General features: G+C 75.2%; 12 protein-coding genes. 4 read left to right on the top strand and 8 right to left on the bottom strand.

The features are described from left to right. Window positions 1-485: 485 nt before the first annotated feature. Genes BMZ92_RS34525 through BMZ92_RS34510 form a run of 4 tightly spaced genes read right to left on the bottom strand, consistent with a single transcriptional unit; the run spans window position 486 to window position 2585 of the window. Complete coding sequence (locus BMZ92_RS34525) at window positions 486-1196, bottom strand: ESX secretion-associated protein EspG (RefSeq protein WP_091516504.1); 711 nt, start codon at window positions 1194-1196, stop codon at window positions 486-488. Next, window positions 1193-1735: a PPE domain-containing protein gene (locus tag BMZ92_RS34520; protein ID WP_091516501.1), complete on the bottom strand. Its 543-nt coding sequence runs from the start codon at window positions 1733-1735 to the stop codon at window positions 1193-1195. The genes BMZ92_RS34525 and BMZ92_RS34520 overlap by 4 nt, the downstream gene beginning before the upstream one ends. 9 nt (window positions 1736-1744) lie before the next feature. Beyond that, entirely contained in the window at window positions 1745-2242 is a 498-nt protein-coding gene (locus BMZ92_RS34515; RefSeq protein ID WP_245783428.1) for a DUF3558 family protein, read from the bottom strand. Beyond that, a complete protein-coding gene (locus BMZ92_RS34510) occupies window positions 2235-2585 on the bottom strand; it encodes a hypothetical protein (protein ID WP_091516500.1) in 351 nt (116 codons plus the stop codon). The genes BMZ92_RS34515 and BMZ92_RS34510 overlap by 8 nt, the downstream gene beginning before the upstream one ends. 275 nt (window positions 2586-2860) lie before the next feature. On the opposite strand from BMZ92_RS34510, the gene BMZ92_RS34505 reads away from it, so the two are divergent. The 3 genes from BMZ92_RS34505 to BMZ92_RS34495 are packed head-to-tail and all read left to right on the top strand — an operon-like array spanning window position 2861 to window position 7728. After that, window positions 2861-3946, top strand: a complete 1086-nt coding sequence (locus BMZ92_RS34505; RefSeq protein WP_177229003.1) for an AAA family ATPase — start codon at window positions 2861-2863, stop codon at window positions 3944-3946. Between the two features lie 6 nt (window positions 3947-3952). Beyond that, window positions 3953-5239, top strand: coding sequence for a DUF58 domain-containing protein (locus BMZ92_RS34500; RefSeq protein WP_091516497.1), 1287 nt, complete (start codon window positions 3953-3955; stop codon window positions 5237-5239). After that, window positions 5236-7728, top strand: a complete 2493-nt coding sequence (locus BMZ92_RS34495; protein ID WP_091516523.1) for a transglutaminase TgpA family protein — start codon at window positions 5236-5238, stop codon at window positions 7726-7728. The genes BMZ92_RS34500 and BMZ92_RS34495 overlap by 4 nt, the downstream gene beginning before the upstream one ends. Before the next feature lie 157 nt (window positions 7729-7885). Here the strand turns inward: BMZ92_RS34495 and BMZ92_RS34490 are convergent, their stop codons facing one another. After that, on the bottom strand, window positions 7886-8923 hold the full coding sequence (locus BMZ92_RS34490; RefSeq protein WP_245783427.1) for a LacI family DNA-binding transcriptional regulator: 1038 nt from the start codon (window positions 8921-8923) through the stop codon (window positions 7886-7888). A gap of 31 nt (window positions 8924-8954) precedes the next feature. Between BMZ92_RS34490 and BMZ92_RS34485 the strand changes: the two genes are divergently transcribed. Beyond that, window positions 8955-10112, top strand: a complete 1158-nt coding sequence (locus BMZ92_RS34485) for an MFS transporter (protein WP_091516495.1) — start codon at window positions 8955-8957, stop codon at window positions 10110-10112. Between the two features lie 40 nt (window positions 10113-10152). On the opposite strand, the gene BMZ92_RS34480 is transcribed toward BMZ92_RS34485, so the two are convergent. The 3 genes from BMZ92_RS34480 to BMZ92_RS34470 form a co-directional block, all read right to left on the bottom strand. After that, the gene (locus tag BMZ92_RS34480) at window positions 10153-10533 is read right to left on the bottom strand and encodes a DUF3040 domain-containing protein (protein WP_091516493.1); all 381 of its coding nucleotides are present in this window, start codon (window positions 10531-10533) and stop codon (window positions 10153-10155) included. 180 nt (window positions 10534-10713) lie between these two features. Continuing rightward, window positions 10714-11979 carry a DNA polymerase IV gene (locus BMZ92_RS34475; protein ID WP_091516491.1) on the bottom strand — a complete coding sequence of 422 codons (1266 nt, stop codon included), beginning with the start codon at window positions 11977-11979 and terminating at the stop codon, window positions 10714-10716. A 31-nt stretch (window positions 11980-12010) separates the two neighbouring features. Further along, window positions 12011-12754: a methyltransferase domain-containing protein gene (locus BMZ92_RS34470; RefSeq protein ID WP_091516489.1), complete on the bottom strand. Its 744-nt coding sequence runs from the start codon at window positions 12752-12754 to the stop codon at window positions 12011-12013. Window positions 12755-12776: the final 22 nt, after the last annotated feature.

The following is a 12776-nucleotide window of genomic DNA, read 5'->3' as shown; positions in this document are numbered from 1 at the left end:
GGGGGGGGGGGGGGGGGGGGGGGGGGGGGGGGGGGGGGGGGGGGGGGGGGGGGGGGGGGGGGGGGGGGCGGGGGGGGGGGGGGGGGGGGGGGGGGGGGGGGGGGGGGGGGGGCGCGGGGGCCGGGGCGCGGTGGGCGGCGGGGTCGGGCGCGCGCGGTGGACCGGGGCGGGGCGCGGCCGGGGCGGCGACGTGGCCCGGCGGCCGCCGGGCGCGGGGCGGGGGGCTGGCGTGCACGGGGCCCGGGCGGGGGCGGGCGGCGATGACCCCGAGGTGCGCCGGGGCCGAGGCGGGGCGGGGGCCCGGCGGGCGCCGGGGCGCGGGGGCACGGGGCGCGGGGGCACGGGGCGCGGGGGCGCGGGGGCGCGGGGGCGACGACGGCCGGGCGTGCGCCAGGGGCGCGGGGCGCGCGGGCTGTGATGGCCCGGCGGCCGCAGCGGGTCGGGACGGGGCGGTAGGCCGACCCGGGGAGCCAGCGCCGCGAGAATCAACCCCCGAGATCCGCCAGCCGTGCTGCCAGCCGCTCCGGGTCGGTGGGCGTCAGCGTCAGCCAGGACTCGCCGCCGCGGCCGGGGGCGACGCCGCCGCAGTACGCCCCGGCCTCGGTGGTGAACCAGCTCAGCCCACCGACCCGGCGCACCCGCCCGCCTTCGCGCACCCGCACCGAGAACTGCCCCGCACCCAGCACCGGCCGGGCCTGGATCGCCCGCAGCTCACGCAGCTGCTTCTCCCGCGTCTCCGACCCGCCCCCGACCAGGGCCGACTCCGGCACGCTCACCCCGAACCCCGGCCCCGGCCCGAACGGCGGCAGCAACCCGACGACCGCCCCGTGCAACTCCGTCCCGCGGATCGCCGACAAGCCGATCGTCCGGCTCGGCTGCGCCGCCAGCACCGCGCGCCGCCCGTCCCCCGCCGCCACCGCACGCAACGGCGTCTCGTCCGACAGCGACACCAGCACCTCGCACTCGACGTACCGACTCGCCGACGCCAGGACCTCCAGGCGGTCGGCCAGCACGTCGTCCGGACGGCCCCCGTGGGCCAGCCCGCGCTCGGCCAGATTGCGGTACACCGCCTCCCGGACCTCCGCCCGCTCCCGCTCAGTACCGCCCGGGCTGGGCACCGCGAACGGCAGCGGCACCTCCGGCAACCCCAGGTCCTCCCACAGGACGTCGAAGGCCGTCGCCGAGACGCGGATCAAGTCAGCTCCGGCGGCGCCTCGAACACGCGGTCCGGGACCGACGCCCGCAGTGCCGCGTCCCGCGCCGCCATCACGTCGATCGCCTTGCGGCGGGCCGCTTCGGACTCTTCCCGCCGCCGCGCCATCCGGTCGGACAGGCCGACCAGCGCGACCACGTCACCCGCCGACTCGCGGATCATCGCGACCGGGTCGTACGACACCGGCGGCGGCATCTCCGCCCGCGCCCTGGCGGCGATCTCCGCCTGCCCGCTCACCGCACCGGCCACCGCCCGCGAGACCTCGGTGGCCTGGTCCGACCACGCCGCCGCCTTGGCCAGCGTCGCCCGCACGGCTTCGGCCGCCGGACCCTGCCACGCCTCGCCGCTGCGGTCCGCCAGCGACTCCAGCGCCTGCGCCGACTCACGCAGCCGCGTACCGAGCTCCGCCCACCGCGCGCCGAGCTGCCCCGCCGCGGCCGGGTCGTTGCCCTCGGCCACCTCGCGGGCCAGCTCCTCGTGCGAGCGGGACTCGTACCGGCGGACCGGTTCCGGAATCGTCACGGCTTCCTCCTACGGCAGCTTCGGCTCCACCAGCAGCGCCACCGTCTCGGCGCGACGGCAGGCCAGCCCGGTGTCCCGGAAGTTCGCGTTGGAGACGTCGACCTGCACGCTCGCGCGGTCCTCGACGTCGAGCAGGACAGCGCAGGTGCCGTCGTCCTTCTCCCGGTCGGCCACCTCCAGCGCCTGGTGGCGGCCCACGGTGCGCTGGTTCCCCTCACCGGTCCGCAGGTCGCTCACCGCGGCCGTGTCGTCGACCGTGACCGTGAGGCCGAACGTGCCGGTCTCGGTCCAGTCGCACGCCCTCGCGACCCCGATCGTCTTCTCCTGACCCAACGACGTCAGCCCGGCCTGTGAGCGGTCGACCGAGGACAGCAGCCCGCACGGGGCAGGCAGGGCACTCGGCGAGGGCGAGGACGCCGGCGGCGACGCGGGTGGTGCGGCCTGTGCCCCGCAGGCGGCCGGCAGCCAGGCCGCGGCGAGCAGCAGGGCGGGAAATCGCCTAGCCACCGTGGCAGTCGACCCCGTCGGCCGCGTCGTCGTCGGCGGCCCGGTACCGCTTGAGCGCCTTCTCGATGTTGTCGCGCAGGCCCTGCAGCTCCTGGCCGAACTTCGTCAGCTGGTCGGCCGCCGAACCGGGACCACCGATCCCGTAGCGCGCCATGAACTCGCCGATCTCCGCCGCGTAGCCGCCGCCGAGCGGCACGGCACGGCCCAGCACCTTGGCCTCGCGCACCAGCTCGCCCACGACGTCCTGCAACTGGGTGAGCTGCGCGAACGCCGCCGTCGCGAGTTCCGGGGACACCGCGAACGCACCCGCGTCCACCCTCGGTGCCACCTTCGATCCGACCATCGCGCCTCTCCGTAGCCGACCGGTTTCCCACCGCAGCATAGAGGCTGGGCCCCCGAATGCCCATCACCCGGGAAAATGAGGGTTCGGTCACGCGGTTGGCACGAGTTTGACACACTGGATGCGAGGCTGGAGACCAGCCGAACAGCATCGGAAGGCTCGTACGCGCCGCCGGACCCGTCTGTGAGACGCTTCCGCGCCACCACTCATTCGGGGGGCGTGCGGTTCACTCCGTACCCAGCACGCACGCAACAGGGGTTTCACCACCAGGAGGTCGAGTGACGTCGAGGATCCAGCCCGCGACGCCCGGCGAGTACGCCGGCGAGCAGGCACCGGGGCCCGCGCCGTACTACGCGTCAGGGGCCACCGCCTACAACGGGCACGCGACCGTCTCCCTCGACGAGCTGCACGACACGATGCGCCGCATCGCGGGCAACGTGGAACGCGTGCTCGTCGGCAAGCCCGACGTGGTCCGGATCGCGCTGGTGACCCTGCTCGCCGAGGGCCACCTCCTGGTCGAGGACGTGCCCGGCGTCGGCAAGACGTCGCTGGCCAAGGCGCTCGCCCGCTCCATCGACTGCACGGTCAGCCGCATCCAGTTCACCCCCGACCTGCTGCCCAGCGACGTCACCGGGGTGTCGATCTACAACCGGCAGACCGGCGGCTTCGAGTTCCGCCCCGGCCCGGTGTTCGCGAACATCGTGGTCGGCGACGAGATCAACCGCGCCTCGCCGAAGACGCAGTCCGCGCTGCTGGAGTGCATGGAGGAGCAGCAGGTCACGGTCGACACCACGACCTACACCCTCGAAGACCCGTTCATGGTCATCGCGACGCAGAACCCGATCGAGATGGAGGGCACCTACGCCCTGCCGGAGGCCCAGCGCGACCGGTTCACCGCGCGGGTCTCGATCGGCTACCCCGACCAGCAGGCGGAGCTGGCGATGGTCGACGAGCACGCCGGGCACAACCCGCTCGCCGAGCTGGAGCCGGTGTCCGACGCCGCCACCGTGGTCCGGCTGATCCACCTGGTGCGCAACGTGCACATGGCGCCCGAGGTGCGGCGCTACGCCGTGGACGTGGTGGCCGCGACGCGCCAGGCGCCGGAGATCCGGCTGGGCGCCTCCCCGCGGTCCACGCTGCAGCTCGTCCGCGCCGCGCGGGCGCAGGCGGCGCTGTCGGGCCGCGACTTCGTGGTCCCCGACGACCTCCACGCGGTGGCGATCCCGGTGCTGGCGCACCGGCTCGTGCTGACCACGGAGGCCCACGCCGCGCGCCGCTCGGCCGTCGACGTGGTGCGCTCGGTGCTGCAGCGCGTGCCGGTGCCACAGGGCGGTCCCGCGCTCAACGGCCAGGGCCGCCGGTAGCCGGCCATGCTGCGGTCGCTGTCGGGGCTGACCACGCGGGGCCGCTGCCTGCTCGCCGCGGGCGTGGCGGCGGCCGTGTGCGCGGTGGTGCTCAACGAGCGCGACCTGCTGCGCGTCGCCGTGTTCGTCATCGGGCTGCCCCTGCTGGTGGTGGTGTTCATCGCCGCGTCCCGCGTGCGCATCGGCGCCTCGCGGCGGCTGCTGCCCGACCGCGTGGCGGCGGGCTCGGCGGGCGAGGTCGAGCTCGCGCTGTGGCGCAACGGGAAGCTGCCCGCCGGTGAGGTGCTGCTGGAGGACGGCGTGCCCTACGCGCTGGGTTCGCGGCCGCGGTTCGTCGTGGAGCGGCTGCCGCAGGGGCGGGCGATCGCGCTGCGCTACCCGATCCAGCCGATGCTGCGCGGGATCCAGCAGGTCGGGCCGCTGCGCGCGACGCTGACCGACCCGTTCGGGCTGTGCGAGTTCGAGCGCGAGCTGTTCGGCCACAGCAAGCTCGTCGTGGTGCCGCGCGTGGTCTCCCTGTGGGGCCTGCCGACCGGGGCCGGTGTCGGCGCGGGTGACGACGGCAGCGTGCGCCTGCACGCGGGCCAGGGCGAAACCGACGTGATCGTGCGGCACTACCGCCAGGGTGACGACCTGCGCAAGGTGCACTGGCGCTCCACCGCGCGCCGCGACGAGATCATGGTCCGCGTCGAGGAACGCCCGTGGCGCGGCGGCATCACGGTGCTGCTCGACCACCGCGCGGCCGCCCACCACGGCACCGGCCCCGCCGCGAGCCTGGAGTGGGCCGTCTCGTTCGCCGCGAGCGTGTGCCTGCACGTGCGCCGGTCGGGGCACCGAGTGCGGCTGGTCACCGAGCACGGCAAGGTGCTCGCCGACTCGCCCGGCTACGGCGGCGAGGGCAGCTCCAGCAACGCCGACAACGTCCTCCTGGACGCGCTGGCCGCGCTGCAGCCGGCGCACCAGCGCGACCTGACCACCGGGCACGACCCGGCCGAGGGACAGGAGCTGATCGCGATTCTGGGCACGGTGAGCAACGAGGCGGTCCACGAGCTGGCGCGGTTCCGCGCCCGCGGCACGCGCAGCCTCGCGGTCCTGCTGGACACCCCGGCGTTCGCCGGTGGCGTGTCCGCGCCGGACAAGCGCGCGGCGGCCACCGAGGAGTCGGCGGCGCTGCTGCGCGCGGCGGGCTGGGGTGTGGTGATCGCCGACCCGGTGACGCCGATGACGCAGGTCTGGGCCGAGCTGTGCCGGGCCGCCGCGGGCCGGGGCGCGCTGCTGGGGGGTGCGCGATGACGAGCACGCTCCCCCGTCCCCAGGCCCCCGCGCCGCCGCCCGGCGGTCCGGAGCTGCACACCCCCGCGAAGCGCTACGTCCAGCCGCCGCCCGCGTGGCGCAGCTCCGTGCTCGCGCCCGCCGCCGCGGGGGTCGCGACGCTGTGCGCGTCCACGTCGCTGACCGGCGTGGTCGGCGGCGCGAGCTGGCTGGGGTACGTGGCGGTCACCGTCGTGCTCGTCGCGTGCACCGGGCTGGCGCTGCGCTCGGTCCGCACGCCGACCCCGCTGGTCGGGCTCGCCCAGCTCGTCGTGCTCCTGCTGCTGGTCACCGGCGTGTTCACGAGCAGCGGCCTGCTCACCGTCATCCCCGGTCCCGCCGCGCTGAGCGAGCTGAACGACGTGCTGGTCTCGGCGTTCGACCAGATCCGCACGGGACTGCCGCCGGTCGACCCGACGCCGCCGATCCTGTGCCTGGTCACGATCGCGATGGGCATGGTCGCGGTGCTGGTCGACACGCTCGCCGTGGCCGCGTCCGCGCCCGCCGCGACCGGGCTGGTGCTGCTGTGCGTCTACGCGGTCCCGGCCTCGCTGTCGGACTCGATGCTGCCGTGGTGGACGTTCCTGCTCGGCGCGTCGGCGTTCGCCGCACTGCTCGCGGTGGACGGCAACCACCGGCACCGCCGCTGGCGCAACCGGGACAGCCCGGGCACGAACCGCTCCCCCGCCGCCGCGTCGGCCCCCGTCGCGGTGGTGGCGCTGGCGCTCGTGTGCGGGCTGGTCGCGGGCACGGCGATCACCGCCGTCGGCACCGTCGGGCGATTGCCGGGCAGCGGGCGCAACGGGCAGGGCGCGGGCTCGGGCGGCCTGGGCGTCAACCCGTTCACGTCGCTGCGCGGCATGCTCGACCAGGGCGACACCGTGGACCTGTTCCGCGTGCGCGGCCTCGGCAACGACAGGCGGCTGCTGCGGGCGTTCACGCTGGACACCTACCGCCCGAACCAGGGCTGGAGCCTGCCGGACGGGCCGATGCCCGCCGGCTACCCCGCCGACCGCACGCTGCCCGCGGCGCCCGGTGACGACGGCACCGGCGAGTCGCGGCGGATCGACATCGAGCCGGTGAACTGGGTGGACGTGTGGCTGCCGGTGTACGGGGCGCTGCGCGGGCTCCAGGGCGTGTCGCCGGGCTGGTACTACGACCCGGACAGCGGCGCGGTCTTCAGCGAGCGCAAGCAGCACATGCAGCCCTACACGGAGCTGGCGTCCCTGGCCGAGCCGACGAAGGAGCAGCTGGAGACGGCGCCGGACCGCGGGGCGTCGCTGCCCGCGGTCTACACCCGGATCAACGGGGTCGACCCGCGCGTGGTCACGCTGACGCAGCAGATCACGGCGGGGCAGGCCACGACGTTCGACAAGGCCACCGCGATCTGGCGGTACTTCACCGCGGAGAACGGCTTCACCTACGACACGCGCACGGCGGCGGCCACGGACTCCGACGCCCTGGCGGACTTCCTCCTCAAGGGCAAGCGCGGGTTCTGCGAGCAGTTCGCGTCGGCGATGGCCGTGATGCTGCGGGTGCTGGGCATCCCGTCGCGCGTGGCCGTCGGGTTCACCACGGGCTACCCCGACGGCGACTACCGGCTGATCACCTCGCAGGACGCGCACGCGTGGGTCGAGGTCTACTTCGGCGAGGACCTCGGCTGGGTCAGCTTCGACCCGACGCCGCGTTCGGACGGCCGGGGCTACGTCCCGCCGTACCTGCAGTCGGGCAGCGCGTCGACCGACCCGTCCACGCAGGACGACCAGGAGGTGCCGAGCGTCTCCACGACCCACCAGGCGCCGACCGGTGCGCCGACCGCGCAGGAGGACGGCACGGGCGCGAACGGCGATCCGCAGGCGGCGGGCGCGGGTTCGGCGCCGGGCTGGACGGGCTGGATCGCGCTGGGGATCGTGCTGCTGGCGATCGCGCTGACGGTGGCGGCGTTCGCCGGGGCGCGGCTCGCGCGGGGCCGGGTGCGCTGGCTGCCGCTCGCGGCGGTGGGCGCGTGGCTGCTCGCGGTGCTGCTGAGCGCGTGGCTGGTGCACTGGACGCTGTCGCTGGTCCTGCTGGTGGTCGTGGGGGCGGTGCTGGCCCCCGCGGTGCTGCGGGAGGTGGCGCGGCGGCGGCGCAGGCGGGCCATCGCGGGCCGCGAGCCGGGTGCGGCGGACGCCGCGTGGGCGGAGCTGCTCGACGAGTGCGCCGACCGCGGCCTGCCGATCCCGCCGTCGGACACGGTGCGGGTGGCGGCGCAGAAGGTCGCCCACCAGCACCACCTCGACGAGCACGGGCAGGACCACCTGCGCACGGTGGTCGGCGTGGTCGAGCGGTCGTGGTACTCGCCGGGCGCGGAGCCGGAGGACCCGCAGCGGTTCGCCTCGGCGTTCGAGGGCGTGCGGGAGAGCCTGCGGCGGAACGCGCCGATGTCGTGGCGCGGGCGGCTGTTCCCGCGGTCGGTGTTCCGGCGCCGCTGAGGTTTCACCTCGTACTGGTGCGCACCGTGGTGGTCCACGTGACCGGCTCGACGGCGGCTCGGTCGCCGAGCGCGATCCGCGCGCAGGCGCCGGGAACGCGCCGCGGCCTGGCGCGGACGGCTGTTCCCGCGGTCGGTCTTCCGGCGCCGCTGAGGCCTCACCTCGTACTGGTGCGCACCGTGGTGGTCCACGTGACCGGCTCGACGGCGGCTCGGTCGCCGAGCGCGATCCGCGCGCAGGCGCGACCCTGGTCGAACAGGGACTGGGTGATGGTCGTCAGGCCCTCCCGCCGGGCCTCCGGGTCGTCGTCCCAGCCGCCCAGCGCGACGTCGTCCGGCACCCGGAGGCCGCGCTGGCGGGCGGCGTCCAGTACGGCGAACGCGAGCTGGTCGCTCATGGCGAGCACCGCGTCCGGGAGGTGCTCCTCGAACAGCCTGTCGGCCGTCGCCACCGCCTCCGCGCGGTCGTTGCGGGGCGCGACGGCGACGGGCAGCCGGTCCACGGCCACGCCGGCTTCGCGGCAGTGGTCGTAGATCCCCAGCAGGCGTTCGCGGGTCACCGGGAACGCCACGTCCTCAGCGGCCGGGCCCAGCGCCAGCCGTGACCGGCTGTCCCGGCCGAACGGGAAGCTCAGCACCGCCGGGCGGCGGGCTCCGGCGAACACGCGCGCGGCGAGTTCCCGTGCCGACGCGCGGTTGTCGATGCTCACCACCTGCGCGCCGGGGACGGCGGGACCGCCGTGCACGGCGACCGGCTTGCCGAGACCGGTCACCACGTCCAGCACCGGGTCGTCGTCGACGGTGGTCCAGACGATGTAGCCGTCGACCGAAGCCGAGCGGACCCGCTCGACGTCTCCAGCCTTGCCCGTCGTGGGGATCAGGTTCAGCCCCGACCCGCGTTCGCGGCACACCTCCGCGACGCCGGCCAGGAAACGGCGTGCCTGCGGGTCCTCGAAGGCGTACGCCAGGTGCTCCCCCAGCACGACGCCGATCGCACCGGTGTGGCGGCGGCGCAGCGACCGCGCCGTCGGGTCCGGCCCCCGGTACCCCAGCTCGGCGGCGGCCTCGCGCACCCGCCGCAACGTCTCCGGCGCCACCCGGTCGGGCTGGTTGTAGCAGTACGACACCGTCATCGGCGAGACGCCGCAGCGGCGTGCGACGTCGGCCATCGTCACCCGGGACCCTGCCCTCGACATACCCCCACCCTAGCTGTGTATCGTTACACACATGCGCACCGCAGTAGCTCTCGGAGCACTGAGCGCCGCCTGCTTCGTCTCCGTGACCTCGGAAAACCTGCCCGTCTCCCTGCTGCCGCAGCTCGCGGCGGGCTTCGGGGTGCCCTCCTCCGCCGTCGGCCTGCTGACCAGCGGGTACGCCGTCGTCGTCGCGGTCACGGTGGTGCCGCTGGTCGCGCTCGCGGGCCGCTGGGAGCGCCGGGCGACGGCGCTGGTGACGATCGCGGCGGTGGTGGCGTCCAACGTGCTGCTGGCCTTCGCCCCGAACTACGCGGTCGCCGTCGTCGCCCGGCTCGTCGCGGCGGCCGGGCACGGCGTGTTCTGGTCGATCGTCGCCGCCATGTCGGCCCGCCTGCTCGGCCCCGAGCGGGTCGGCCGCGCCACCGCCGTGGTCTTCGCGGGCAACTCTCTCGCCTTCCTCCTCGGGCTGCCGCTGTGCTCCTGGCTGGGCTCGGCGATCGGCTGGCGGGGCACCGCACTCGTCGTGGCCGGGATCGCCGCGCTGTCGGCGCTGGCGATCCGCGTGAGCGTCTCACCGCTGCCCCCGGAACACGGGACGGCTCCGCACAACGTGGCCGCGGTCCGCCACGCGCTCACCGACCGCGCCCTCGCCCCGGTCAACCTGGCGACCGTGCTCGTCGTGCTGGGGCACTTCGCGGCCTTCACCTACATCACGGTGCTGATCGGCGACTACGTCCACCTCAGCGGCTCGGCGCTCTCGGGCCTGCTGTTCGCCCACGGCGCCGCGGGGCTCGTGGGCCTGCTGCTGATCGGCCGCTACTCCGACAGCCGTCCCCGGGCCACGGCGCTGGTCGTCACGGGCGGTCTCGCCGCGTGCATGCTCGTGCTGCTGCTCGCCGGCCACGGCTCGGCGCTCACGGCGGCAGCGGCCATCGTGGCCTGGGCCGTCCCCGCGGGCGGCATGGGCGTGATCCTGCAGGCGGCCGTGCTGCGAGCTGCGGGCACCCGCCAGGACCTCGCTTCGGCGGTCTACATCGTCGCGTTCCAGGTCGGCATCGCACTGGGCGCGGCGGTGGGCGGCGTCGGCGTGCCCGTCGCGGTGGGCACCGCGGCGGCGTGTGGCCTGGCCGCACTGGGTGTCGTCCACCGGTCGGCGGCGTTCACGCGCAGCCGCACGACAAACAGGTAGCCGGTCCCACCTCGCGGCGGAACCGGCTACCGGAAGCTCGCTACTGCTCCTCGAAGCGCTGGCGGAAGCGTTCTTCCATGCGCTGCGTGAAGGAGCTCTTGGGCCTGCTGCCGCCCTTCTCCCCCTTGGCGCCCGCGGGGCCGCGGCCGCCCATGACGGCCAGCACCACCCCGAAGAACATCACGAGGAACCCGAGCACGCTGGCGAGCGGGATCTCCGCGACCCACAGCGCCCTGACCATCACGCCCACCACGAGCAGCGCGACCCCGACTACGAACAGCGCGATCCCCTGGATTCGGCGGCGGCGGGCGGGCCGGCGGAACCGGGCACCGCGCACCGTAGACGCGAACTTGGGGTCCTCGGCATAGAGCTCGCGCTCGATCTGGTCGAGCAGCCGCTGCTCATGCTCGGAGAGTGGCATCTTTCCTCCTCCGGCACAGCTGTCGCGGGCGCCGGGCCGCGCAACGTCCTGGACCCAACAATGTCACCCCTGACCGGGGTGCACTGTCCAGGATACGAGTCCTCCGCGCGGACGACTACCCGATCCCGCCACCGAGCTGTGGCCCGTTCGGCTCTTTCGTACTTTCGTGCACTCCTCGTGTCACGTCGGACTGCGCCGCCGCGGTTCACCGGGCTCGGCGGACAGCAGCGAAGCGGGCCGGATGGCCGCAGCCCCGAACTTGGCACGGGCGCCGTCCGCGGCCACCTCCGCGTCCCGCCAGCGCGGCTCCTGCCGCTCGAAGCTCAGCTGCTCGGGCGCGTCGGTTCCGGCGAGTCCTTCGACCCGCACCCCGAGTAGCCGGATCTCCGCGCCGGAAACCGCCTCCCCCAGCAGGGCCACCGCGGTCGAGTGGATCACCCGCGCGACGTCCGTCGGCGCGGCCAGGGTGCGGGCCCGGGTGATCGTCCGGAAGTCCGCGAACCGCACCTTGATCGACACGGTCCTGCCGCGGACCTCGCGCGCCCGCAGCGTCGCCGCCACGCGCTCGGACAGCCGCAGCAGCTCGCGCTCCAGCAGCCGGGGATCACGCTGGTCGGTGTCGAAGGTGTGCTCGGCCCCGATCGACTTGTCCACGCTCTCCGGCACGACGCCGCGCTCGTCCTGCCCGTTCGCCAGCGCGTGCAGGTGCTCGGCCGCCGCGTTGCCGACCGCGCGCCGCAACCGCGGCAGCGGCGCCGCCGCGACGTCCGCGATCGTCGCCAGCCCGAGCCGCTTCAGGCTCTCCTCCGTGCGCTTGCCGACGCCCCACAGCGCCGAGATCGGCAGCGGGTGCAGGAACTCCAGCGTCTGGTCCGCCGGCACGACGACCACGCCGTCGGGCTTGGCCATCCCCGACGCCAGCTTCGCGATGAACTTGACCGCCGCGACGCCCACCGAGCACGTGATCCCGTGCTCGGCACGCACGCGCTGCCGGATCAGCTCGGCGACCTCGGCCGGGGTCGCCCGCAGCCGTCGCAGCGCCCCGCTCACGTCGAGGAAGGCCTCGTCGAGGCTCATCGGTTCCACCAGCGGGGTGAGTTCGCGGAAGATCGCCATGACACCCCGCGACACCTCGCCGTACAGCCCCTTCGTCGGCGGGATGAACACGGCGTGCGGGCACAGCCGCCGCGCCACGGCCACCGGCATGGCGGCGCGGACGCCGTACTCCCGCGCCGGGTAGTTCGCCGACGTGACGACCGAGCGCGGCCCGCTGCCCGCCACGATCACCGGCTTGTCCACCAGCTCGGGCCGCGTGCGCAGCTCCACGGCGGCGAAGAACGCGTCCATGTCGACGTGCAGCAGACCGCATCCGGTGTCGTCCGGCACGTGCTGCCCGGAGACCCGGAACCGTTCGTACCCGGCACGCAGGCCGGAGTTGTGTCCCATCGCAGGTCAGCCTAGAGGGACCCCCCGACATTTACGGACGACGAGCCAGCGCATGGAGTCGGGTCGCGATGTCCCGCAAGGGGGAAACCACGCTCGCGGCCGTCTCGAACTCCGTCAGCTCCTCGGCGGTGAACTCGTCCGACTCCGCCTCGCCCAGCGTGTCCGACACCACGCCGTCGCCCTGCAGCAGCGCCAACTCCAGGCCCGCGGCCTCCAGCAGCGTGCGCAGGCCCTCGCTGTCGAAGCGCCGCAGGATGCTCTCGCCGTCGTCGGGCAGGACCCCGTCGGTACCGGTGAGCAGGTGCCGCGCCTCCGTGAGCCGCCCCGCGAGCGCGCGGTGCAGCACGGCGGCGAAGCGGTTGGCGGCCAGCACCGACAGCGCCCCGCCGGGGGCCACGGTCGCCGCCAGCGCGGCGGCCGCGCGAGCCGGGTCGTCGACGACCTCGAGCAGGCCGTGCGCGAGCACGAGGTCCGCCGAACCCGCCGCCACGTGCTCGGAGATCGCGTCGGTGTCGTCCGCCACGACGGTGATGCGGTCGGAGACCCCGCACTCCTGCGCGCGGCGGCGCAGGGTGGCCAGCGCGTTCTGGTTGGGCTCGACGACCGTCACCCGGCAGCCCGCCGCGGCCAGCGGAACCGCCCAGACGCCCGTGCCGCCGCCCGCGTCGACCACGTGCGGCTCGGCCCCGCCCTGCGCGCGGACGCGGGCCAGCTCGTCCTCGAGTACCCGCCAGACCGCGCTCGAGCCGCGTGCCGCCCCGATCTCCGTTCGCATGGTGGGACAGCGTAGTAAGACA

Source organism: Amycolatopsis sacchari, from assembly GCF_900114035.1.
Lineage (GTDB): Bacteria > Actinomycetota > Actinomycetes > Mycobacteriales > Pseudonocardiaceae > Amycolatopsis_E > Amycolatopsis_E sacchari.
Note: the sequence above shows the minus strand (reverse complement) of the source record. Positions and strands in the feature narration are given on the sequence as shown.

Excerpts from the sequence above, each read along its gene's own strand:
- BMZ92_RS34510 (WP_091516500.1), bottom strand. The coding sequence starts at position 2,585 with ATGGTCGGATCGAAGGTGGCACCGAGGGTGGACGCGGGTGCGTTCGCG.
- BMZ92_RS34500 (WP_091516497.1), top strand. The coding sequence starts at position 3,953 with ATGCTGCGGTCGCTGTCGGGGCTGACCACGCGGGGCCGCTGCCTGCTC.
- BMZ92_RS34495 (WP_091516523.1), top strand. The coding sequence starts at position 5,236 with ATGACGAGCACGCTCCCCCGTCCCCAGGCCCCCGCGCCGCCGCCCGGC.
- BMZ92_RS34490 (WP_245783427.1), bottom strand. The coding sequence starts at position 8,923 with ATGTCGAGGGCAGGGTCCCGGGTGACGATGGCCGACGTCGCACGCCGC.
- BMZ92_RS34485 (WP_091516495.1), top strand. The coding sequence starts at position 8,955 with ATGCGCACCGCAGTAGCTCTCGGAGCACTGAGCGCCGCCTGCTTCGTC.
- BMZ92_RS34480 (WP_091516493.1), bottom strand. The coding sequence starts at position 10,533 with ATGCCACTCTCCGAGCATGAGCAGCGGCTGCTCGACCAGATCGAGCGC.
- BMZ92_RS34475 (WP_091516491.1), bottom strand. The coding sequence starts at position 11,979 with ATGGGACACAACTCCGGCCTGCGTGCCGGGTACGAACGGTTCCGGGTC.
- BMZ92_RS34470 (WP_091516489.1), bottom strand. The coding sequence starts at position 12,754 with ATGCGAACGGAGATCGGGGCGGCACGCGGCTCGAGCGCGGTCTGGCGG.